The following is a 19,438-nucleotide window of genomic DNA, read 5'->3' as shown; positions in this document are numbered from 1 at the left end:
GGCCCGGGTCAGCCCCGCCGTGCGGCGGAGTCGGCCTTCTGCTCGGTCTCGGGGTCCGGGGACTCCTTGAAGTCGACCTTGTTCATGTGCTTGCTCATCGACTTCATCAGTCCCCACATCGCCAGGGCCATCACCGCGAAGACGATGAAGCCGAGGACGCCAGGGGTGACCTTGTTCTCGTCGACCTCCTTGGCGAGGGGGACGAGGTGCGTCACTGCCAGGCTCACGCTTGCACTCATGTCAGGCATTGTCGCGGATGCCCGCGAAGAGGTCGTCCTCGGGGAGGGAGGTGTCCACGAGCGACTTCGCCAGCTCGTACTCCTCCGTGGGCCAGACCTCCTTCTGCAGCTCCATCGGCACCCTGAACCAGCCGCCGTCGGGGTCGATCTGCGTGGCGTGCGCGATCAGCGCCTTGTCGCGGATCTCGAAGAAGTCCGCGCACGGAATGTGCGTGGTCAGCGTGCGCTCGGTGCGCTCCATTTCGCTCCAGCGCTTGAGCCACTCCCCGTACGGCGACTCCAGGCCGCGGTCGAGCATCGCCTGGTGCAGCGCCTCGGTGCGGGGGCGGTTGAAGCCCTGGTTGTAGTACAGCTTCTGCGGCTGGTAGGCGGGGCCGTACTCGCCCTCCGGGTACTTCTCGGTGTCCGCCGCGCCCTCGAACGCCACCATGGAGATCTTGTGGGTCATGATGTGGTCGGGGTGCGGGTAACCACCGTTCTCGTCGTAGGTGGTGATCACCTGCGGGCGGAAGGCGCGGATCTTGCGCACCAGCTCGCCGGCCGCCTTGTCGACGTCCTCCAGGGCGAAGCAGCCCTCGGGCAGCGGCGGCAGCGGGTCGCCCTCGGGCAGGCCGGAGTCGACGAAGCCGAGCCACTCCTGCTTGACCCCGAGAATCTCGCGGGCCTCGTCCATCTCCTTCTTGCGCACCTCGTGGATGTGCTCCTCGATGTACGCGTCGCCCTGGAGCTTCGGATTGAGGATGGACCCGCGCTCTCCGCCGGTGCACGTCACCACCAGCACGTCCACCCCCTCGGACACGTACTTCGCCATGGTGGCCGCGCCCTTGCTGGACTCGTCGTCGGGGTGCGCGTGAACGGCCATCAGTCGCAACTGGTCAGTCAAGACTCAATCCTCGGTAAGTCGGCGCCCCCGTGGCTCCGGGCGCAGTCGGCGGCTTCTATAGTGACGGAATCGGGGGGCGAATAATTCCGCGGAGAGGACGATCATGAGTACGGCGAGCGCGCGGCTGCCCGAGGGCCGCTACGGCCGTTCCTCGGACGAGCGTGCGGACCGCAAGCTCAAGGTCGCCGGTGCGGTGCTCGGCGCGGCCCTGCTCGCGCTGGTCGGTTACTTCGCCTACCACTATGTCGTGGAGAGCAAGATCAGTGCCCAGGTGATCGCCTTCGACGCGACGGACAGCGCGGTCAAGGTGCATCTGGAGGTCCACAAGGACTCCGGCACCTCGGGCTACTGCACCCTGCGCTCCCAGGCGGCGGACGGCTCCGAGGTGGGCCGGGCCGACTTCCGCTTCACCGGGTCGGCCACGCGTATCGACAAGGTCGTCACGCTGCGTACGACGGCGAAGGGCACCACGGCCGAGCTGCTCGGCTGCCATACCGACTGACCGGAGCCGGCCGGACACTTCCCGACTTCACCCGGAATACGTACACGCTGACCTGCGTTGATGTGATTCTGATGGCTTATGTCCTCCCCCTTCCGGCCTTGAATTGTTAGGCTCGTGGTTTCGCCCATCCAAGAGGGAACATTCTTCTGGGTAGGGCGATGCTTTGTATTCCCAGTACCGACGAGGAGCACCCTGTGACCCAGACCAGCGAGAACGTCACCTGGCTGACCCAGGAGGCGTACAACAAGCTCAAGGACGAGCTTGAGTACCTTACTGGTCCTGCGCGCACGGAGATCGCCGCCAAGATCGCGGCCGCGCGCGAGGAGGGCGACCTGCGTGAGAACGGCGGGTATCACGCGGCCAAGGAGGAGCAGGGCAAGCAGGAGCTGCGCGTGCGGCAGCTGACCCAGCTTCTCGAGAACGCCAAGGTGGGCGAGGCCCCGGCCTCCGCCGACGGTGCCGTCGCGCCGGGCATGGTCGTCACGATCGCCTTCGACGGTGACGAGGACGACACGATGACGTTCCTGCTCGCCTCCCGCGAGTACGCGAGCGCCGACATCGAGACGTACTCGCCGCAGTCCCCGCTCGGCGCCGGAGTCATCGGCCACAAGGTCGGCGAGGACGCGGAGTACGAACTGCCGAACGGCAAGAAGGCCTCGGTTCGGATCCTGAAGGCCGAGCCGTACTCGGGCTGATCCACCCGCCCCTGTGACCTCGAGCCCCCGGCGCCCGGCGGATCCCGCCCGGCACCGGGGGCTTTCCCATGCCCCGAGGCGTGCCCGAAGTCGTGCCGGAGCCGTCAGGCGGTGGCCGAGCGGTACTTGCGGACCGCGAGGCTGCGGAAGACGGCGATGATCAGGACCGAGTAGATCAGCGAAGCCCAGACCGGATGCTCCATGGGCCAGGCGTGCGAGGTGGACCGGCCGGGGTTGGCGAAGAGCACGCGGCAGGCCTGCGCGGTGGCACTGAAGGGGTTCCACTCGGCTATGTGCCGCAGCCAGGGCGTCATGTGGGTGGGGTCCACGAAGGCGTTCGAGATGAACGTCACCGGGAACAGCCAGATCAGTCCGCTGGACGTGGCCGCCTCGGGGGTGCGCACCGACATGCCGATCAGGGCGCCGATCCAGGTGAACGCGTAGCCGAGCAGGAGCAGCAGGCCGAACGCGGCGAGCACCTTGCCGGCGTTCGTGTCGCCGTCGGACCCCACGCGCCAGCCGACCAGCAGGGCGACCACGGCCAGCACGACCAGGGTCACCGCCGTCTGCACCAGGTCGGCGAGGGTGCGCCCGGTCAGCACCGCGCCACGCGCCATCGGCAGGGAGCGGAACCGGTCGATGAGCCCCTTGTGCATGTCGTCGGCGATTCCGGCACCGGAACTCGCGGTGGCGAACGTGACGGTCTGCGCGAAGATGCCCGCCATGAGGAAGTTCTTGTAGTCGACGGCGCTGGTGCTGCCGCCGATCTGCATGGAACCGCCGAACACGTAGGTGAACAGCACCACGAACATGATCGGCTGGATCAGCCCGTAGATGATCATCTCGGGGATCCGCGACATGCGGATGAGGTTCCGCTTCGCCACGACCATCGAGTCGCGGAAGGAGCGGCTGATGGGGTTGCCCGGCGGGGCCACCCGCACGGCTTCGCTGACGGCGCTCACTTCACGGCCTCCTTGGCGGTCGCCTCGTCGTCCTGGGTGGGGATCTCGGCCACGTGTCCCGTCAGCGACAGGAAGACGTCGTCGAGGGTGGGGCGGCGCAGCCCGATGTCGTCGATCTCGATCCCGCGGGTGTCCAGCTCGCGGATGATCTCGGCGAGCAGCTTGGCGCCGCCGGTCACCGGGACCGTGAGCCTGCGGGTGTGCTCCTCGACCGTGAGCTCGCCCTTGCCGAAGCCGCGCAACACCTCGGTGGCGCTCGTTATGTGGTCGCGCTCGTGCACCACGACCTCGACGCGCTCGCCGCCGGTGCGGGCCTTGAGCTGGTCGGAGGTGCCCTTGGCGATGACCCGGCCCTGGTCGACCACCGCGATGTCGTGGGCGAGGTGGTCGGCCTCCTCGAGGTACTGGGTGGTGAGCAGCAGGGTCGTACCGCCGGAGACGAGCTGCTTGATGACCTCCCACAGCTGCTGGCGGTTGCGCGGGTCCAGGCCGGTCGTCGGCTCGTCCATGAACATCACCGGCGGTGAGACCACGAGGGCCGCGGCGAGGTCGAGCCGGCGGCGCATGCCTCCGGAGTAGGTCTTGGCGGGGCGGTCGGCGGCGTCCGCGAGGTTGAACTGCTCCAGCAGCTCCGCCGCGCGCGCCTTCGCCGCCTTGCCCTTCATCTGGTACAGCTGCCCGACCATCACCAGGTTCTCCCGGCCGGTCAGATACTCGTCGACCGCCGCGAACTGGCCGGACAGGCCGATGGAGCGACGTACGGCGTCGGGATCCTTCAGGACGTCCACGCCCGCGACGACCGCCTTGCCGCTGTCGGGGCGCAGCAAGGTCGTCAGGCAGCGGACGGTCGTCGTCTTGCCGGCGCCGTTCGGCCCCAGGAGGCCGAGGACCGTGCCCTCCGGCACGTCCAGGTCTACGCCGTCTAGAGCCCTTACGTCGCCGAAGGTCTTCACCAGGCCTTCGGCATGGATGGCGCCTGGCATATCTGTTCTCCACGTCGTCGGGGATCGTCGTCCGGGATTCTTCGGAAAGGCTAGGTTTGCGCGCCCCGCTCCGCCCGCGGTTTTCCTGCGGGCAGACGACCGGCGACCATCACACCATAACGCGATGTATCGCGTTACTCAATGGGCTGGATCGGTGATTGACTCGAACGAGTGACCGATGGGGTCCGGACCCGGAAGCCAGGAGCCGGCGGTCGGCAGCCGGGAGCGGGGACTCTCAGCCGATGACCGCGTAACCCGCGTCCCGCAGGGCCTGGCCGACCTCGGCGCAGTGCGCCGGGCCCTTCGTCTCGAGGTGCAGCTCCACCTCCGCCTCCGTGAGCCCGAGCCGGGGGTCGGTTCGTACGTGACTCACGTCGAGGACATTAGCGTCGACCACTGACAACACCCCGAGGAGCGTGGCGAGGGCGCCCGGGCGGTCCGTCAGCCGGAGCCGAACGGCCAGGTAGCGGCCCTGCGCGGCCATGCCGTGCCGCAGCACCCGCTGCATCAGCACCGGGTCCACGTTGCCACCGGAGAGCACCGCGACGACCGGCCCCTCGAAGGTGTCCGGCGCGGCCAGCAGCGCCGCGACCGGGCTCGCCCCGGCCGGCTCCACGACCAGCTTGGCCCGCTCCAGACACAGCAGCAGCGCGGCCGACAACTGGTCCTCGCTGACCGTGCGCACCTCGTCGACCAGGTCCCTGACGATCCCGAACGGCACCAGGCCCGGCCGCCCGACCTTGATGCCGTCTGCCATCGTCGCCGGGTTCTCCACCGACACCGGACGCCCGGCGGCCAGGGAGGGCGGGTAGGCCGCCGCGCCCTCCGCCTGCACGCCCACGATCCTGACGTCCTGCCGGATCGCCTTCACCGCCACCGCGATCCCGGCTGCGAGACCGCCGCCGCCGATGCCGACGACGATCGTGCGCACCTCCGGGCACTGCTCCAGGATCTCCAGGCCGACCGTGCCCTGACCGGCGATGACGTCCGGGTGGTCGAAGGGGTGGATGAACACCGCGCCCGTCTCGGCCGCGTACTCCTCGGCGGCGGCCAGCGTCTCGTCGACCACCTGGCCGTGCAGGCGCACCTCCGCGCCGTAGTCGTGCGTCGCGCTGATCTTGGGCAGCGGGGCGCCCTTCGGCATGAACACCGTGGAGTGCACCCCGAGCAGCGAGGACGCCAGCGCCACGCCCTGCGCGTGGTTCCCGGCGCTCGCGGCCACCACACCGGCCGCCCGCTCCTCCGGCAGCAGCCCGGCGATGCGCACATAGGCGCCGCGCAGCTTGAACGAGCCGGTCCGCTGCAGGTTCTCGCACTTCAGATGCACCGGTGCGCCGACCAGCTGGGACAGGTGCCGGCTGCCCTCCATCGCGGTCACCCGCGCCACACCCGAGAGCATCTTTTGGGCTCCGCGCACATCGTCGAGGGTGACGGAACGCAAGAAGTCAGCCGTGCCGTAGCTCATGACTCCAGCATCGCAGTCCACGGTCGTACACGACGGTTGTGACCAAGCTCCGAGACCGGTTTGTGCAGCGCCGGTACGGCCCGCCGCCGGGCCGCGTACCCTGTCCCCCAACCCAGCAGCCCTTCATGAAGCGAGCCTCCGGCCATGCCCACAACACCTGAAATGTCGATGGACATGACGACCGTCGGTGACACCGGTCTTCTCGACACCCTCCAGCACGAGGTGGCGGTGTTCGCCCGGCGTGCCGAACAGACGCGGCTCGGCGGGGTCGGGCAGGTGCGCAACTCCATGGACCGCGCGGCGTACCTGCTGCTCAACCGCCTCGACAAGGAAGGCCCGATGGGCGTCAAGGCGCTCGCCGCGAGCATGGGCATCGACTCCTCCACGGTCACCCGGCAGGTGGCTCCGCTGGTCGACACCGGGCTCGTCAAGCGCACCTCGCACCCCGAGGACGGGCGGGCGGTGGTCCTCCAGCTGTCCCCGCGCGGGGTCGCCCGGCTGGAGGAGGTGCGCTCCTCCCGGCGGCAGCTGATGGCCGAGCTGACGCAGGACTGGGCACCGGAGGAGCGCGAGCAGTTCTGCACGCTCCTGACCCGGTTCAACGGCGCGCTGTCCGCGCGGATGACCGTGCAGGGGACCGCGCCGGCGGAACAGACCCCGGCGTCCTGAGGGCGGCCGCCCACCGAGGAGGCCCACGGGGGACACGCACCGGTCGGTGCCGGAGTCTTGACCCCGGCCCGCCGCTGGCCTCATATGAGACCGGGTCCTGCGTCGTACGCGGTTCACCTGTCCCGTACCGGACAGGGCCCCTCTAGGGGGAGGCGCGGTGCGTGATCGGCAGGTGTCCCGAGGAGCCCGCCGGGCCCGGGAGTTCGAGGCGTTCGTCGCGGGCGCGGCCGGACGTCTGCTGCATGCCGCCACGCTGCTGACCGCGGAGGCGCCGAACGCCAACCCGCGCGCGCGACGCCTGCTGACGCTCGCGCTCGCCCACACCTACGCCCGCTGGGACCGGCTGCACGGCGAGGACCCGTACGACTGCGCCCGCCAGTACCTCGCCACCCGCTTCGCACGCGCGACCTGGCACCAGTACGGCGCCTTCGGCCGCACCCGCCCGGATCCGCGCAGCCCGCTCGCCGCGCTCACCCCGCAGGAGCGGCTGATCCTGGTACTGCGCCTCTACGAAGGCGTCGCCGAGGAACAGGCCGCGGCCCTCCTCGGCCTCCCACGGGACCGCGTCCACACCATCTGCGACCGCGCGACAGCCACACTGCTCCACCCGGCGAGCCGCCCCACACCACGGGCGACGGGCAGGGAGGTGGCGCCTTCATGAGGGGGTGCGGAGTGGGCGGCGTGGAGGGTGCTCAGGCTGTGGCGAGCGGACGGAGCGGCGGCGGGAGCGCGTGGGGTGGCGGGAGCACCATGCGTGGGGAGGGTGCCCGTAGCACTCGGATACCAGGGAGTCGGAGCATCAGGAGGGCGGCGTGAACCGGCCCGAACGGGAGGCTGCCGCACGGCAGATCATGGAGCAGGCCCCGGCACCGGTGCCGCCGGACCTCGGCGCGGAGGCGGTGCGCCGCGGCGAGCGCCTGCTGCGGCGCAGGCAGCTCGTCCGCCGGGTGCTGTGGCTGCTGGCCTGCGCCGCGGTCGTCGCGTTCAGCGTGTGGGCGGCCCGAGTGCACCCGTGGACGGAGCCGCCCTCCCAGACGACTCCGTCGATCACCGGCTGGTGAACCGCGGGGCGACGGCGTCTGTTTCTGGTACGGCCACCGGCCACCTCCCCTGCGGCGAGGCCGCACATGGATACGGCCCCGCGCTCCTCATGGAGCCACCACGCCCGTGGCGTCACCGCGGCCGTGACCACAGTCGCTGCCCGCAACCGCCACCGGCGACCGGCACCGGCCACGCGCCGTCGGCCGACAGTGGCCGATGACCACCGGCCACCCACCAGCCGGCCCCGCCGGGCCTGAGCACCCCGGCCCCGCGGCAGGCGTCCGTCGGTGTCAGCCCAGCGCCTGCTGAAGGTCGGCCAGCAGGTCGTCGACGTTCTCGATGCCCACGGACAGGCGTACCAGGTCGCCGGGGACCTCCAGCGCGGAGCCGACCACGGAGGCGTGCGTCATCCGGCCGGGGTGCTCGATCAGGGACTCGACGCCGCCGAGCGACTCGCCGAGCGTGAACACCTTGGCCCGGTTGCACACCTCGACCGCGGCCTCCTCGCCGCCCTCGACGCGGAAGGACACCATGCCGCCGAAGGCCTTCATCTGCTTCGCGGCGACCTCGTGGCCGGGGTGCTCGGGCAGGCCCGGGTAGAGCACGCCGGTCACGCGCGGGTGCCGGGTCAGCATGTCGGCGATCTTCCCGGCGTTCTCGCTGTGCCGGTCCATCCGCACCGCGAGGGTCTTGGTGCCACGCAGCACCAGCCAGGAGTCGAAGGGGCCGGCGACGGCGCCCATCGCGTTCTGGTGGTAGGCCAGTTCCTCGCCGAGGCCCTGGTCGGAGACGATCAGCGCGCCGCCGACCACGTCCGAGTGGCCGCCCATGTACTTGGTCAGGGAGTGGACGACGACGTCCGCGCCCTGCGACAGCGGCTGCTGGAGGTACGGCGTGGCGAAGGTGTTGTCGACGACGAGCTTCGCGCCCGCGTCGTGCGCGACCTGAGCGACGGCGGCGATGTCGGTGATCCCGAGCAGCGGGTTGGACGGGGTCTCCACCCAGACGGCCTTGGTCTTCGGGGTGATCGCGGCCCGTACGGCGGCCGGGTCGCTGGTGTCGGCGACGGACCACTGAACGCCCCAGCGGGTGACGACCTTGGCGAAGAGGCGGAAGGTGCCGCCGTAGGCGTCGTTCGGGATCACCACGTGGTCACCGGGGCTGAGCAGCGTGCGCAGCAGGGTGTCCTCGGCCGCCAGGCCGGACGCGAAGGCCAGGCCGCGCCGGCCGCCCTCCAGCGCGGCGAGGTTCTCCTCGAGGGCGGTGCGGGTGGGGTTGGCGCTGCGGCTGTACTCGTAGCCGCCGCGCAGCCCGCCGACGCCGTCCTGCTTGTAGGTCGAGACCTGGTAGATCGGCGGGACGACCGCGCCGGTGAGGGGATCCGCGGTGTTGCCCGCGTGGATCGCGAGGGTCTCGAAGTGCTGACTGATGTGCCTGTCGCTCATGTGCACCGAGCGTAGTGCGCTTGGCCGAATGCTGACGCCCGCCGGGCTCGGGCGGCATCGGACGAAGGGTTTTCCCTGCGTGGACACCGTGCGGTCGCCGGGCCCGGAGTCCTGTCATGAACGGGACCGAAGTTTTCCACAGCCCCGCGGCGGGGTTGGGCAATTGTCGGCGGCGTCTGGTTCGCTTGGGGCATGTCGATTCTCTGGCTGCTCATGGCGCTGCTCATGCTGAGCTTCGTACTGCTGTCGGTCATGCGGCGCAGGCGCGGCGTGATCGAGCAGGTTCCCCCGGGACACCCGGACGCCGCCGACCCGGCGGCCTACGGCTTCGTGCGCCAGGAGGAGCTGGACCTGCGCATGCCCGGCCCGGACCAGGACCTGCTGGACGTGCTGGATCTGGTGCAGCGCACGCAGGACTATCGCGCGGCCTCCCAACTGCTGGCCGGCACCGAGACCGAGGGTGAGCCGCGCTGGCAGCGGGTGCAGGCGTTCGCGGGCGCGGCCGCGCTGGAGCTGCAGCAGCGGCCCGGCGGGGTGCACGAGACGCCGGGCGGCCAGTGGCTGCGGGTGTGGCGGGCGGAGCAGCCCAAGGATGCGGGCTGCGCCGCCGTGTACGCGGAGTTCCTGGTGCAGCAGGCCTGGCGGACCTCGACGCCGGGCACGGACGACTTCCGGATCATCATGGAGGAAGCCAGTGACGCCTGCGGGCAGGCGGCCCTGCTCGCCCCGGGGGACCCGGTGCCCTACATCGTCGAGCTGTCCATCGCCCGTGGACTGGCCTACCCGCAGGCCGAGTTCGACCAGCTGTGGCTGAAGATCCTCGACCGCGCCCCGAACCACATGGGCGCGCATCTGGCGGCGCTGCACTACTGGTGCGAGAAGTGGCACGGCTCGCGCGAGCAGGCCTACTCCTTCGCCGAGGCCGCCGCGGCCCGCGCACCGCAGGGCTCGCTGCTCGCCGCGCTGCCCCTGTTCGCGGTCTTCGAGCACCTCCCGGAGGTGAACCTGGTGGCGGGCTTCTACCAGAGCGAGGTCGTCACCAAGGCCATGCACGGCGCCCTGCACGCGGTGCACTCGGCCCGCCCCGACGACCCGATGCTCGCGCACGTCCGCCATCTGCTGATCTTCTTCCTGGTCCGCGCCGAGCGCTGGCAGGAGGCCATGCACCAGCTGATACAGGTCGACGGGCACATCGGCGCGCTCCCCTGGACGCTGTCCGCCGACCCGGCCGCCGAGTTCGCCCTCTACCGCGCCCTGGCGGTGGCCGGTTACGAGGCCAACGGCGGCAGCCCGGCCACCCTCCCCGGCTGAGCCACGCCCACAGCCCCGCGATCGTCGCCCCCCTGGCTGAGCCACGCCCACAGCCCGGTCACCCTCCCCCGGCTGAACCGACGGCCGCAGCGCCTGCCCCTCCCCTGACAATCCCCGGAAGAGTGGCTGCCGGCCTGGGCGGTCCGCCCCGGCGACCCGGACGCGGCCGTGGTCCGGGCGCGCAGCACGGTGCCGGGGCGCGCGGACGGAAGCACGCTGCCGCACGGTCCGGGACGCGAGACGGCGGCGCAGGCCTGACGAGACGGGACCGACCGAAATTCGCCCATCCTGCCGGAGGTTTCTACGGGCTGCCGGTCCCATGAGGCCGGCGCCCTCTCCACACCGGCAGGGAGACCCCGTGCTCTTCGGCCGCACTCCTCGGCTGTCCACGCCCGAGCAGGCGCTCAAGGGCCGCCCCTCGAAAATCGGTGGCCACCCGCACGGACCGGCCCGACGCTGTACGTCATGGAACGACCGCAACGTGAGATCCGCGCGACCTACGGAGCCTCCACGATCACCGTCTATCAGGCGTACTCTCCGGAGCTCGGCCTGCCCGCCGTCCGGGAAGGAAGGTTCCCCGCCGCGTGGAAGCGGAGCCGGATGACGTGGATCAAGCCGTCGTTCCTGTGGATGATGTACCGCTGCGGCTGGGGCACGAAGCCGGGGCAGGAGACCGTACTCGCTGTCGAGATCACCCGCGACGGCTTCGAGTGGGCGCTGCGCAACGCGTGCCTGTCGAGCTACGACCGCGGGCTGCACCCCGACCGCGGCACCTGGCAACGCCGGTTGAAGCGTTCACCGACCCGCGTCCAGTGGGACCCCGAGCGCGATCTGCACCTGCAGCCGCTGCCGTACCGCTCGCTGCAACTCGGGCTCTCCGGTGAGGCCGTGGAGCGCTACGCGGACGAGTGGACCCTCTCCATCAGCGACGTGACTCCGCTCGCCCACGAGATCCACGAACTCGTGGGCAGCGGCGACCTAGACGCGGCGACCCGGCTGCTGCCCGAAGAGCGGCCGTACCCGGCCGAGGGCGGACTACTGGACCACCTGCACTCGTGACCGTGCACGCCTGTCCGGAAGCCGACTGCCACCATGGGTCACATGGCAGCGCAGGCTCGGCGGGCTACGGGCGGACACGGGCGCGTACCGTTTCCGCGACAGTCCGACGCGTGGGTTGGGCAGACTGACCGGCATGGCGACCTATGACACGCTCGGCGCGACCTACGCCCGGACCCGGCGGCCCGACCGACGGATCGCCGCGCAGATCCACGCCGCGCTAGCGAACGTCACCGATGTGATCAACATCGGTGCGGGGACCGGCTCCTACGAACCGCCGCAGACGGTCCTCGCGTCGAACCCAGCCAGGTCATGCTGGCCCAGCGCCCGCCCGGATCCGCGGTCGCCGTGCAGGCGGTCGCAGAACGCCTCCCCCTGCGTGACGATGCCGCCGACGCCGTCATGGCACTCCTGACCATCCACCACTGGACCGACCCGGTCGCCGGAATCAGGGAGCTGCGCCGGGTTGCCCGCCGCCGGATCGTCGTCCTGACGTGGGACCAGCGCGTCTTCCGAGAGCAGTTCTGGCTCGTGCGGGAGTACCTCCCTCAGGCGGCCGCGTTCGACGACACCCGCGCCATCCCCCCCGACCGGCTGGCCGCCCTGCTCGGCGGGGCACGCCAGGAGCCGGTTCCGGTGCCCCACGACTGCACGGACGGATTCGCCGCCGCATACTGGCGCCGTCCGCACGCCTACCTCGATCCGCCGGTACGCGCGGGCATCTCCCTGCTCGCCCAGACCGGCGAAGACGTCATCGCGCCGGGTCTGGCCCGGCTTGCGGACGACCTGGCGTCCGGCCGATGGCACAGCCGTCACGCCAGGTTGCTCACGCACGAGACCGTGGACGTCGGTTACCGCCTCCTGGTGACCGACCTGTAGGGCCCCGTACGGCCGTTGGCGCATGGCAGCAGGGAGAAGGGGAGAGACCGGTGAGCACGTTTCTGATCGGCGGGGGGTGGGACGCGGCCGAGGTGTACGAGCCGTTCGTCCGCGCGGTCGGAGGGGACCGGCGGATCGGGTGTCTGATCGTCGACGAGGGGGACGGGGCCGCGCAGTTCGAGCGGTACGCCGAGGTGCTGCGGAAGGCGGGACCGGTCACGCCCGTGCCGTTGCTCGTGCCGCTCGGCGGCCGGTTCGAGCCGGAGGCGGCGCTGGACGGGGTCGACGGGCTGCTGGTGTGCGGCGGGCTGACGCCCGCCTACCAGGAGGCGCTCCGGGACTGTCCGGAGCGGCTGCCGGCGCTGCTCGCCGGGCGTGGGATGCCGTACGCCGGGTTCTCCGCCGGTGCCGCCGTCGCCGCGCGGCGGGCCGTGGTCGGCGGGTGGCTGGTGGACGGGGTGCCGGTGTGCCCGGAGGAGACCGGGGAGGACCTGGCGGAGGTCGAGGTACGGGCGGGGCTCGGCCTCGTGCCGTTCGCGGTGGACGTGCACGCCGCCCAGTGGGGGACGCTCGCGCGGCTGGTCTCGGTGGTCGGGCGGGGTGCGGCACCGTACGGGGTCGCCGTGGACGAGAACACCCTGCTCCACGTGGTGGACGGCGAGGTCCGGGTGGCGGGGCCGGGGCGCGCCCACGTCGTACGTCCGGGCGGTGACGGGGGTGTGCTCGTGCGGGCCTACCGTGCGGGGGAAGGGTTCGCGATCGGCTAGGGCCGGCGCGGGCCGGGGGCCGGGGCGCTCACCGGCGCACCCCGGACCCCCGCACCCCCGCACCCCGCACCCGGCACCCGGCACCCGGCGACGGAGCCCTCCGAGCGGACCCGTCAGATGGTCGCCGTGTCGATCACGAAGCGGTAGCGGACGTCACTCGACAGCACCCGCTCGTACGCCTCGTTGACCTGCTCGGCGTTGATCAGCTCGATCTCGGCGCCGATGCCGTGCGCGGCGCAGAAGTCCAGCATCTCCTGGGTCTCGGCGATGCCGCCGATCATCGACCCCGCGAGGGTCTTGCGGCCGCTGATCACCGAGAACAGGTTCAGGGCGATGGGCTCCTCGGGCGCGCCCACGTTGACCAGCGCGCCGTCCACCTTCAGCAGCGACAGCAGCGCGCCGAAGTCCATCGGTGCCGAGACGGTGGAGACGATCAGGTCGAAGGTGCCGGCCAGCTCCTCGAAGGTCTTCGGGTCGCTGGTGGCGTGGTAGTGGTCGGCGCCCAGCTTCAGGCCGTCGTCCTTCTTGCGCAGGGACTGCGACAGCACGGTCACCTCCGCGCCCATCGCGTGCGCGATCTTGACGGCCATGTGGCCGAGGCCGCCCAGTCCGACCACGGCGACCTTCTTGCCGGGGCCCGCGTTCCAGTGCCTGAGCGGGGAGTAGGTGGTGATGCCGGCGCACAGCAGCGGGGCCGCCACGTCCAGCGACAGGCCGTCGGGGATGCGCACGACGTAGTTCTCGTCGACGACGATCTTCTCGGAGTAGCCGCCGTAGGTGGGCTCGCCGTCCCTGCCGACGGCGTTGTACGTGCCGACCATGCCCTTGAGGCAGAACTGCTCCAGACCCTTGAGACAGTTCTCGCACTCGCGGCAGGAGTCGACCATGCAGCCGACGCCCACCCGGTCGCCGACGGCGAACTTCGTCACACCGGGGCCGACCTCGGAGACCACACCCGCGATCTCGTGGCCCGGCACCATCGGGAAGATGGCCTCGCCCCAGCCCTCGCGGGCCTGGTGGATGTCGGAGTGGCAGATACCGGCGAACTTGATGTCGATCAGGACGTCGAACTCGCCGACCGCGCGCCGCTCGATGGTGGTCCGCTCCAGCGGAGCCTTCGCGGCGGGCGCGGCGTACGCAGCAACAGTGGTCATGCCAGGGTTCTCCTAGAAGGTGTTCCGTGCCCGGCGTCTTCCGACCGGGTACGGCTCCCAGCCTGCCGCGATCCCGGCCGGCCACCCAGACCACGCCTTTGCGTACGACCGCTGTGCCTACCACTGGCGGGGTCAGGCTGCTGTGCCTACGACCAGGAATACTGGACGTATGGAACACAGGGACCCAGCACCGCAAGCCGCGGCAGCCGCCGGGCCGCTGGACCGGCGGGCTGAGCTGAGCGAGTTCCTGCGCAGCCGGCGGGCCCGGCTGAAGCCGGAGGACGTGGGGCTGCCGGACTTCGGACGGCACCGGCGGGTGCCGGGGCTGCGCCGCGAGGAGCTGGCGCAGCTGGCCGGGGTGTCGGTGGCGTACTACACCCGGCTGGAACAGGGCAACGGGCGGAACGTCTCGGCGGAGATCCTGGACTCGATCGCCCGGGCGCTCCGGCTGACGGACGCCGAGCACGCGCATCTGACGCATCTGGCCAAGCCGAAGTCGCACAAGAAGAAGCCGGCGGCGCGGCAGCAGCAGGTCAGGAGTGCGCTGCGGCAGCTGCTGGACACGATGGACGGTGTACCGGCGTACGTCGTCGGGCGCCGCTCGGAGATCCTCGCCTGGAACCGGATGGCGGCGGCGGTCTTCGGCGACTGGGCGGAACTGCCGGCGGACGAGCGCAACTGGGCGCGTCTGGTGTTCCTGCGCCCGGACTACCGCGAGCTGTTCATCGACTGGGAGCAGAAGGCGATCGACATCGTCTGCGCCCTGCGCATGGACGCGGGCTGCCACCCGGACGACCCGAAGCTGTCGGCACTCGTCGGCGAACTCTCCGTCAAGAGCAAGGAGTTCCGCCGTCTGTGGGCGACGCACGACGTCAAGGAGAAGAGCCATGGCGTCAAGCGTCTGCACCACCCGCTGGTCGGCGACCTCTCCTTGAACTTCGAGTCCTTCCGCCTGCCGGACGACTCGGAGCAGTCGCTGATCACCTATCACGCGGAGCCGGGCTCTCCGTCCGCCGACTCCCTGCGCCTGCTGGCCAGCTGGGGCACGGACGCGAACCGCGCGGTGCCGTCGGCCCAGTCGCCGACCCAGCCCGGGGCGGCCGGCGGTCACTGACCTAGCCTGAGGCCATGAGCGACGACACCTGGGACGCCTTCAGGGCGACCCCTCTCGCCGAGGTGCGGCGGCGTGCGGCGATCGTCGGCGAGATCGTCGAGGTCGCGCCGGTGACGGTGGACGGGGCGCGGCGGTTCGGCTGGAACGACGGGGGCGGTCAGTCGGCCGTCTGGTACTTCACCGAGGACGGGCGCGGGCTGCTGCTGACCTTCGACCACGAGGCGGCGCTGAACCTGTACGCAGAGGGCGATTACGCCCTTCAGCGGTCGTTCTACGACGGCGTCCCCGAGGATCTCGTCCGGCTGGTGCGCAACCGGCCGGAGAACTACGAGTCCCTGAACCTCACGGACCCGCGGACGAAGGACACGATCCACTACGCCGGTGGCGTCTTCTGGTGCGACGGCGCCGAGTGGCGGGTGGCCGACGGAGTGGCCGGGTACTGCCGCCGCAGGAAACTCGACCTGTTCGAAGAGTCCGGGTTCGACTACTGCCTCCAGGACTACCGGTTCGGGCGGGACTTCACCCCCGAAGGCGTCGTCGAGGACCGTGCCGAGGAGGGCTGGTACGCGGACGAGCGGGCGCGGGAGGCGGAACTGGCGGCGATCCGGGAGATCTTCGCGAGGCACGCCTGAGCCGCGTATCCCTGATCCGCATGCGTCTGATCCGCATGCGCCTGGTCCATGTACGACGGCCCGCCGGAAGCCGATGCCTCCGGCGGGCCGCCCGCGCTCCGATGACCGGTTGCTACCGGCTCACTTGCCGAAGTACGCGTCGTAGATCGTGATCTCCGACGTGTTGCCCTTCTTGTCGGTGATCTTGGAGCGGAAGGAGATGGACTTGCCCTTCGCCGGGTTCCTCACGGTGATCTTGCCGCCCCGGACGTCGACCTTGGTGAAGGTCTTGCCGTCGTAGGAGACGTACACCGCGAGGGACTTCAGGTCGGTGCCCGCGGCCGAGCCCTCGACGGTGACCGGGAAGGTGACCGTCTTCCCGGCCGCGACCCGGCTGTCCAGGTCGGTCGTGGCGCCGTAGTGCAGGACCGAGGCCGGGAGCCGGACGGCGCCGGACACCTTCTTGGAGCGGAAGGTCCAGGTGGCGTCGATCCGCGAGGAGGCCCGGGCGACCTTCGCCGAGCGCTTGACCGAGGTGGTCAGCCGGTACGCGGCGTCACCGGCCGGGACCTTGAAGGTCGAGTCGCCGAACAGCGGGTCCTCGTTGGAGCCGACCTTGGTGCCGTCGCGGTACAGGGTGGTGTGCACCGAGGTGAACTCCGAGTACCCGGCGTGCTTGCCGGAGTCGGCGAACAGCGGCAGCGAACCGTAGATCTCGTTGCCGGTGCGGAACAGGCCGAGGTCCTTGTCGACGTGCGGGCCGAAGACCGCGGTGTTGACGGTCCTGGTGTAGCTGTGGCCGGCCTTGAAGGTGGACTGGCCGAGCGTGTAGCCCGCGTCCTGGAGCGGGAAGCCGTCCTGGTCGCTCCCGCTGTACTGGCTGAAGTCCAGGTCCCAGACGACCCCGCCGGCCGCGGACACGTGCAGGATGCGGGTGCCGGGCAGCTTCTGCGGGATGTCGATGGAGGAGGCACTGGAGCTGCCGGGCAGCCAGCCGGTGGCGCTGATCGAGCCGGTCTTGCCGCTCGCGGCGGCGCCGAGCCGGGCCTTGACGGTGGCCAGCTCGCTCGCCTTCCAGTGCTTGGTGTAGCCGGTGGCGAGCTGCTTGACCGGGCCGCCGGCGGTGACGTCGTACTCCTCGCCGGTGCCCTTGCTCCAGTGGCCGTCCCACTGCTGGAACAGCTGGCCCGCGGGCAGCTGCGGGCCCAGGTGGGCGGTGCGGAAGTTCTTGTACGAGTCCAGGAACCAGCTGTAGCTGTACCAGCCGTCGCGGAGCGTCAGGGCGTACCCCGGCGCGGCGAACTCCGGCTTCGCGCCCGGGGCCGGGACGGTGATGTCCACCGGCTTGGCCGCCCGCGCGTCGATCGTGAGCGTCTGTTTCTTGGCGACGGTGAGCTTCGGCTGGGCGATCCAGTCGGTGCCCTTGGTGCCGTCCTGGTCCACGTAGACGGCGGAGTTCAGGATGTACGTGCCCTTGGGCGCGCGCACCTTCACCGTGCCGGACTTGTCGTACGGGCTCAGCTGCGTGCCGCTCGCCAGACCGGCCACACCGCTGAGGTCGGCTTGGTAGTACTTGGCCGGCTTGCCGTCGCGGCCGATGACCTTCAGCGTGATGTCGTACGACTCCACCTCGCGCTGCACCGCGGCGGCGGTGCGGACCGTCTGGCCGGCGCCGGTCGCGGTGACGTACGCGGAGTAGGCGCCGTCGAGGGTGCCGCCCAGCTTGGTGTCGACGGTGAGGTCGACGGAGGCCTTTCCGTGCGCGGGGACGGTCACCTTGGTCGCGCCGAGCTTGAACAAGCCCGAGGGCGCCGTGTGGCCCTTGGGGTCGAGGCCGGTGCTGCCCAGGGTGAGCGTGACGTCCTTGTCGCCGAGGTTGCGGTACGTCACCTTCTTGGTGACCGGCTTGTCGTCGGTGTGCGGCCACTGCTGCATTCCGAAGTTCACCGACACCGGGTCGGCGATCACGGACTGCCCGATGGCCTTGTCCACCGCGATACGGCCCGAACCCTGCTGGTACGGGGTGTAGTCGCCGCCCTTGGCGGAGCCGGTCAGCGCGCCCTTCAGCTCGGCGTAGCCCCAGTCGGGGTGCTCCTGCTTCAGGATCGCGGCGGCGCCCGCGACGTGCGGCGTGGCCATCGAGGTGCCGGAGATGGTCAGGTAGCCCTCGGGCTTCTCGCCGACCTCCTTGTCGATGACGCTGCCCTTGGCCGCGGCGGCGGTGATGTCCACGCCGGGCGCGGTGACGTCGGGCTTGACGGCGCCGTCGCCGAGGCGCGGGCCGGTGGAGGAGAAGTCGGCGAGCTTGTCCTTCTTGTCGACGGCGCCGACGGTGAGCGCGGCGTCCGCGCTGCCCGGCGAACCGATCGACTGCGGGCCGTCGTTGCCGGCGGCGATCGCGAACAGGATGCCCTTGGTGGCGGACAGCTTGTTCACCTCGGCCTCGAGCGGGTCGATGCCGGGGCTGTCGTAGCCGCCGAGGCTGAGGTTGACGACGGAGGCGCCCTGCTGTGCCGCCCACTCCATGCCGGCGAGGATGCCGGAGTCGTCGCCGGAGCCGGTGTCGTCCAGGACCTTGCCGTTGAGGATCTTGGCGTCCGGGGCGACTCCCTTGTACTTGCCGCCCGACTTGGCGCCGGTGCCCGCCACGATGGAGGCGACGTGGGTGCCGTGCCCGTAGTGGTCGGTGGCGTCGGCGGCGCCGGAGAAGTTCCTGGACGCGATCACCTGGTCCTTGAGGTCCGGGTGGCTGGTGTCCACGCCGGTGTCCAGGACGGCGACCTTCACGCCCTTGCCGGTGTAGCCGGCCTTCCAGGCAACCGGGGCGCCGATCTGCGGCACGGACTTGTCGAGGGAGGCCTTGCGGACGCCGTCGAGCCAGACGTGCGCGATGCCGGAGGCGGTGGTGTTCCCGTCGGTGACGGCGTGCCACAGTCCGGCGGCGTCCTTGACCGGCGTCTGCACGGCGTCGGCGTTGAGGGCGCCCAGGCTGCGGCGCAGATGGCCCGCCCCCCGGACGTCCGCCTTGGCGGCCGCGGCGGAACCGCTGTACCCGACGATGACCTTCAGGCCGTTCTTCTGCGCGCGGCGGGTGGCGGCCTTGTTCAGCTCGGTGACGTCGAACAGGCGCTGGTCCAGCTTGCCGGAGGCGACCAGGTGGGCCGCGTCGGCCGGGACGACCAGCGTGTGGCCCTCGGTCCTGCGGACCTGGAAGGGTATGTGCTCGCGGCCCTTGGCCCGCTGGAGGCCGACGATCCGGCCCTTGGCGTCGAGGGCGACGCGGTCACCGGTGATGAGGGTGACATGGGTCCTCGCGGTGAGCGCGGAGGCGGCAGCCGGGGTGCGCTCGGTGGGCTTCGCCGACGCCGGGCTGGTCATACCCGCTGCGAGGGCGACGGCTGCGGCCGTGGCCACACCGACCGCGGCAGCTCTTTTCACTTGTCTGCGCAAGATCTCCCCCTGGAGATGGAGTACCGGGCGAATTCCCCGCTCACCCGGCCGGGGGTGGTCTCGTACGCAGGAGCGTCACCCCCCGGATCACGCAGTATGCCGGGGGGTGATCAGACGGCTCAATGGACGAAAGGACGGTAAGAAAGAGCGACGGGAAACTGTTACGCCGCCTCCGGGCCACTGTTACAGAACCGCGAAGTGCGCCCGCCGCA

The 19,438-nt window shown here is 70.8% G+C and carries 20 protein-coding genes; 12 read left to right on the top strand and 8 right to left on the bottom strand.

Features of this window, described 5'->3' with window-relative positions:
• Nucleotides 1-8: 8 nt before the first annotated feature.
• Together ACIBJF_RS10420 and mca are read right to left on the bottom strand one after the other, a co-directional pair.
• A complete protein-coding gene (locus tag ACIBJF_RS10420) occupies nt 9-248 on the bottom strand; it encodes a hypothetical protein (RefSeq protein ID WP_399173279.1) in 240 nt (79 codons plus the stop codon).
• Nucleotides 241-1,122, bottom strand: a complete 882-nt coding sequence (gene mca, locus ACIBJF_RS10415) for a mycothiol conjugate amidase Mca (protein ID WP_399173278.1) — start codon at nt 1,120-1,122, stop codon at nt 241-243. The genes ACIBJF_RS10420 and mca overlap by 8 nt, the downstream gene beginning before the upstream one ends.
• A gap of 103 nt (nt 1,123-1,225) precedes the next feature.
• Between mca and ACIBJF_RS10410 the strand changes: the two genes are divergently transcribed.
• A complete protein-coding gene (locus ACIBJF_RS10410) occupies nt 1,226-1,624 on the top strand; it encodes a DUF4307 domain-containing protein (protein ID WP_399173277.1) in 399 nt (132 codons plus the stop codon).
• A gap of 194 nt (nt 1,625-1,818) precedes the next feature.
• The gene (greA, locus tag ACIBJF_RS10405; protein WP_351798939.1) at nt 1,819-2,319 is read left to right on the top strand and encodes a transcription elongation factor GreA; all 501 of its coding nucleotides are present in this window, start codon (nt 1,819-1,821) and stop codon (nt 2,317-2,319) included.
• Between the two features lie 104 nt (nt 2,320-2,423).
• Here the strand turns inward: greA and ACIBJF_RS10400 are convergent, their stop codons facing one another.
• The 3 genes from ACIBJF_RS10400 to ilvA all read right to left on the bottom strand — a co-directional run bounded on the left by ACIBJF_RS10400 (nt 2,424) and on the right by ilvA (nt 5,729).
• On the bottom strand, nt 2,424-3,281 hold the full coding sequence (locus tag ACIBJF_RS10400; RefSeq protein ID WP_399173276.1) for an ABC transporter permease: 858 nt from the start codon (nt 3,279-3,281) through the stop codon (nt 2,424-2,426).
• The gene (locus ACIBJF_RS10395; protein ID WP_399173275.1) at nt 3,278-4,264 is read right to left on the bottom strand and encodes an ATP-binding cassette domain-containing protein; all 987 of its coding nucleotides are present in this window, start codon (nt 4,262-4,264) and stop codon (nt 3,278-3,280) included. The genes ACIBJF_RS10400 and ACIBJF_RS10395 overlap by 4 nt, the downstream gene beginning before the upstream one ends.
• A 235-nt stretch (nt 4,265-4,499) precedes the next feature.
• The gene (gene ilvA, locus ACIBJF_RS10390; protein WP_399173274.1) at nt 4,500-5,729 is read right to left on the bottom strand and encodes a threonine ammonia-lyase; all 1,230 of its coding nucleotides are present in this window, start codon (nt 5,727-5,729) and stop codon (nt 4,500-4,502) included.
• 144 nt (nt 5,730-5,873) lie between these two features.
• Here ilvA and ACIBJF_RS10385 point away from each other — a divergent pair, with 144 nt between their 5' ends.
• From ACIBJF_RS10385 to ACIBJF_RS10375, 3 genes are all read left to right on the top strand, one after another.
• A complete protein-coding gene (locus ACIBJF_RS10385) occupies nt 5,874-6,398 on the top strand; it encodes a MarR family winged helix-turn-helix transcriptional regulator (protein ID WP_399173273.1) in 525 nt (174 codons plus the stop codon).
• 157 nt (nt 6,399-6,555) lie between these two features.
• The gene (locus tag ACIBJF_RS10380; RefSeq protein ID WP_351798926.1) at nt 6,556-7,059 is read left to right on the top strand and encodes a sigma factor-like helix-turn-helix DNA-binding protein; all 504 of its coding nucleotides are present in this window, start codon (nt 6,556-6,558) and stop codon (nt 7,057-7,059) included.
• A gap of 151 nt (nt 7,060-7,210) precedes the next feature.
• The gene (locus ACIBJF_RS10375; RefSeq protein WP_356301725.1) at nt 7,211-7,459 is read left to right on the top strand and encodes a hypothetical protein; all 249 of its coding nucleotides are present in this window, start codon (nt 7,211-7,213) and stop codon (nt 7,457-7,459) included.
• Between the two features lie 270 nt (nt 7,460-7,729).
• On the opposite strand, the gene ACIBJF_RS10370 is transcribed toward ACIBJF_RS10375, so the two are convergent.
• Nucleotides 7,730-8,884 carry a cystathionine gamma-synthase gene (locus ACIBJF_RS10370; protein WP_399173272.1) on the bottom strand — a complete coding sequence of 385 codons (1,155 nt, stop codon included), beginning with the start codon at nt 8,882-8,884 and terminating at the stop codon, nt 7,730-7,732.
• A gap of 192 nt (nt 8,885-9,076) precedes the next feature.
• On the opposite strand from ACIBJF_RS10370, the gene ACIBJF_RS10365 reads away from it, so the two are divergent.
• The 5 genes from ACIBJF_RS10365 to ACIBJF_RS10345 all read left to right on the top strand — a co-directional run bounded on the left by ACIBJF_RS10365 (nt 9,077) and on the right by ACIBJF_RS10345 (nt 12,897).
• Nucleotides 9,077-10,195 carry a hypothetical protein gene (locus ACIBJF_RS10365; protein WP_399173271.1) on the top strand — a complete coding sequence of 373 codons (1,119 nt, stop codon included), beginning with the start codon at nt 9,077-9,079 and terminating at the stop codon, nt 10,193-10,195.
• Between the two features lie 465 nt (nt 10,196-10,660).
• Nucleotides 10,661-11,254 carry a DUF4291 domain-containing protein gene (locus tag ACIBJF_RS10360; RefSeq protein ID WP_399173270.1) on the top strand — a complete coding sequence of 198 codons (594 nt, stop codon included), beginning with the start codon at nt 10,661-10,663 and terminating at the stop codon, nt 11,252-11,254.
• Nucleotides 11,255-11,387: 133 nt separating this feature from the next.
• Entirely contained in the window at nt 11,388-11,666 is a 279-nt protein-coding gene (locus ACIBJF_RS10355; RefSeq protein ID WP_399173439.1) for a hypothetical protein, read from the top strand.
• Nucleotides 11,564-12,130: a methyltransferase domain-containing protein gene (locus ACIBJF_RS10350; protein WP_399173268.1), complete on the top strand. Its 567-nt coding sequence runs from the start codon at nt 11,564-11,566 to the stop codon at nt 12,128-12,130. Before ACIBJF_RS10355 ends, ACIBJF_RS10350 begins: the two co-directional genes overlap by 103 nt.
• Nucleotides 12,131-12,180: 50 nt before the next feature.
• Nucleotides 12,181-12,897: a hypothetical protein gene (locus ACIBJF_RS10345; protein WP_399173267.1), complete on the top strand. Its 717-nt coding sequence runs from the start codon at nt 12,181-12,183 to the stop codon at nt 12,895-12,897.
• 113 nt (nt 12,898-13,010) lie between these two features.
• On the opposite strand, the gene ACIBJF_RS10340 is transcribed toward ACIBJF_RS10345, so the two are convergent.
• Nucleotides 13,011-14,051 (bottom strand): NAD(P)-dependent alcohol dehydrogenase, encoded by a 1,041-nt coding sequence (locus ACIBJF_RS10340; RefSeq protein ID WP_399173266.1) that lies wholly within the window; start codon nt 14,049-14,051, stop codon nt 13,011-13,013.
• A gap of 169 nt (nt 14,052-14,220) precedes the next feature.
• Here ACIBJF_RS10340 and ACIBJF_RS10335 point away from each other — a divergent pair, with 169 nt between their 5' ends.
• Both ACIBJF_RS10335 and ACIBJF_RS10330 read left to right on the top strand, forming a co-directional pair.
• On the top strand, nt 14,221-15,165 hold the full coding sequence (locus tag ACIBJF_RS10335; RefSeq protein WP_399173265.1) for a helix-turn-helix domain-containing protein: 945 nt from the start codon (nt 14,221-14,223) through the stop codon (nt 15,163-15,165).
• Nucleotides 15,166-15,179: 14 nt separating this feature from the next.
• Nucleotides 15,180-15,797: a hypothetical protein gene (locus ACIBJF_RS10330; protein WP_399173264.1), complete on the top strand. Its 618-nt coding sequence runs from the start codon at nt 15,180-15,182 to the stop codon at nt 15,795-15,797.
• A 120-nt stretch (nt 15,798-15,917) separates the two neighbouring features.
• On the opposite strand, the gene ACIBJF_RS10325 is transcribed toward ACIBJF_RS10330, so the two are convergent.
• On the bottom strand, nt 15,918-19,154 hold the full coding sequence (locus ACIBJF_RS10325; protein WP_399173430.1) for a S8 family peptidase: 3,237 nt from the start codon (nt 19,152-19,154) through the stop codon (nt 15,918-15,920).
• Nucleotides 19,155-19,438 lie beyond the last annotated feature (284 nt).

The sequence above is a fragment of the Streptomyces sp. NPDC050743 genome (genome assembly GCF_044456925.1).
In the GTDB taxonomy this organism is placed as follows: domain Bacteria; phylum Actinomycetota; class Actinomycetes; order Streptomycetales; family Streptomycetaceae; genus Streptomyces.
The sequence above is the reverse complement of the archived record's forward strand: the minus strand, read 5'-3'. Positions and strand labels throughout refer to the sequence as shown.